At 51.8% G+C, this 1984-nt stretch carries 2 protein-coding genes and 1 pseudogene; 2 read left to right on the top strand and 1 reads right to left on the bottom strand.

The genetic code is table 11. The features are described from left to right. A pseudogene (locus tag B3F49_RS00180) lies at positions 1–282 on the top strand (ABC transporter permease); the annotation flags it as partial. Between the two features lie 58 nt (positions 283–340). Further along, positions 341–823: a hypothetical protein gene (locus tag B3F49_RS00175; RefSeq protein ID WP_293908456.1), complete on the top strand. Its 483-nt coding sequence runs from the start codon at positions 341–343 to the stop codon at positions 821–823. Here B3F49_RS00175 and B3F49_RS00170 read toward each other — a convergent pair. Beyond that, the coding region (locus B3F49_RS00170) for a hypothetical protein (protein WP_293908455.1) at positions 820–1984 on the bottom strand (1165 nt) is incomplete at its 5' end. The genes B3F49_RS00175 and B3F49_RS00170 overlap by 4 nt on opposite strands.

Here is a 1984-nt window from a genome sequence, read left to right as displayed (position 1 = left end):
ACCTTCTCTCCGAACATCTACATGGGCTTCGGCTACTTGGCCATTGCCGCCTACATTTTCGGCTCTTGGAAAATCGGACCCACCTTTCTTGCATGCATCCTGTTCGGTTTTGCCCGCAGCGGCGGGTATGTCCTGGTGCAAAAGCTCAAGCTGCCTTCGTCGTATGGCGATCTCGTCCTCACCCTGCCCTATATCGTTACCTTGGTCTTGCTGCTCTTCTTCTCCTCGACCAACAAACCGCCTCGAGCACTGGGCGAGGTGTACGACCAAGCAAAGCGTTAAGCCGGCACTCTTGCAAGAATCGATGAGGCAGAGCATGCTGAGGCAAGGAGGGATGCGTATGAACAGTGAGATACGGCTGGATGCCATCAATGAAGCAATCGGGGAAGTGGCTACCGATATCGCCCAAGCCTATGCGGAATTCGGGGATCTGACCAGCATGTACTTGGGGCAAACCTCCTCGACGTTGCAGTTGCGCCTGTTCAGGCCGCTAGCCTTGGAGACTTCGCTCTATCTGTGTTTTCTTCTGTCCAAGGTGGATGAAAAGTTGGCAGACTTGGTAGGCGAGGATGCAAAGGCATATGCAATCGAACTTGGCAGACAAGCCGAGCCCTATGTCAAGGAGAGCTTGCTCGCATATGAGAAAAGCTTTGATGCTCTTGCGCTGTTCATCCAACGCTGTCAGGACATAGTAGCCGGGGATTCATTGTGGTTGAGCACCCAAAGACAGGACGCCCAACCCCGAACATCCATCAGTGACAAAGGCTATGTAGCCATCCAAAAAGGTGCTCAGCGATTGGAAAGCCTTATGAATCTTCTCTAATACGACTGTAAGAGCGCCTCTACAACGGTGTCTCTTCCTGCAAGAATGTCATCCACTGTCCTCTCTATGGCCAGGTCGGGCATCAGGGGACCCGCCTGATATTTTTTGTCCATCACAAAATGCTTGGTTGAATAGGATACAGGAATTTTGCTGTTCGGCAGACTGAAAGTGCGGGTCTCCCCATAGTGGTTAAGACTGCCTCCACTCGGACCACCGACTAGTCGTGCACTCGTCCGTTTCTTAAAATGCATCGCATTCATCAGAGCCGAAGAAAACGTCCCCTCGCCGATCAACACATCAATGGAGAAACCTTGTTCGTCCTGCAAGGCGCCAAGCCCATCCACCAGCGGTTCAAGCAGGCGTGAATCCCCTCCGCTGTTGTAACGCAAGTCAACCATGACATGCTCAAACGATGAGGATTCGGCAAGAGCGAGTATCTCCTGGATGAAACCATCCAACGGATACTCATCATAGGACATGCACACATTGTACTGGACAAAGAGCGTATTGCTCTCTTCAAGCAACAGAGCCCGGTAGGGGGCATTGCTTGCCCCTGTCTCAGGATGTGATTGATACCACGTGGCAAAGCTCAGCATCCCATACTCGCTGGCCGAAACAGGCGTCAAGGAAATGGTATGCTCCTCATCAGTAGAGCGCTGCTTGACGGTAAGGCTTACCATCTGGGAAGGAGATGTCGCGATGCCTAGATATGCGTAGAGGTTCGTCAGATTGAGCTGCTGGGAGAGGTAGTATCGCAACCACACCTGGTTGTCATGACTGAACAGCGGTGAAGCAAGACTTTCCACTTCCTGCATGGGAATTGAATTGATGGCTATGACTTCACCGCCGAGCAAATCTGCATGATCTCGTTCGATGACGCTTACTCGCCAGGCTCCCTCCACGTAGGAGAACTGGGCGGGTATTGCCGACAGCTGTGCTACAAGCTCTTGGGTAAGTCCGACCGAAGTATGGGAATCCTTGGCCAAGGATGCCAATCGCCTGAGGGTAAAATAGAAATCCAAGTCCCCCATCTTCCCTGTATCTTCCATTGCTGCTCGATAGGCTTTGCGGAACTCAGCTTTCGAAGTCTCATGATAGAAATCAACATGGAGCTTTGGAAGCTGTTCATAGAGATAGGTAATATCGGCCTGCTTGGGATTG

It is taken from the genome of Sphaerochaeta sp. UBA5836 (genome assembly GCF_002432845.1).
Lineage (GTDB): Bacteria > Spirochaetota > Spirochaetia > Sphaerochaetales > Sphaerochaetaceae > Sphaerochaeta.
The sequence above is the reverse complement of the archived record's forward strand: the minus strand, read 5'-3'. Positions and strand labels throughout refer to the sequence as shown.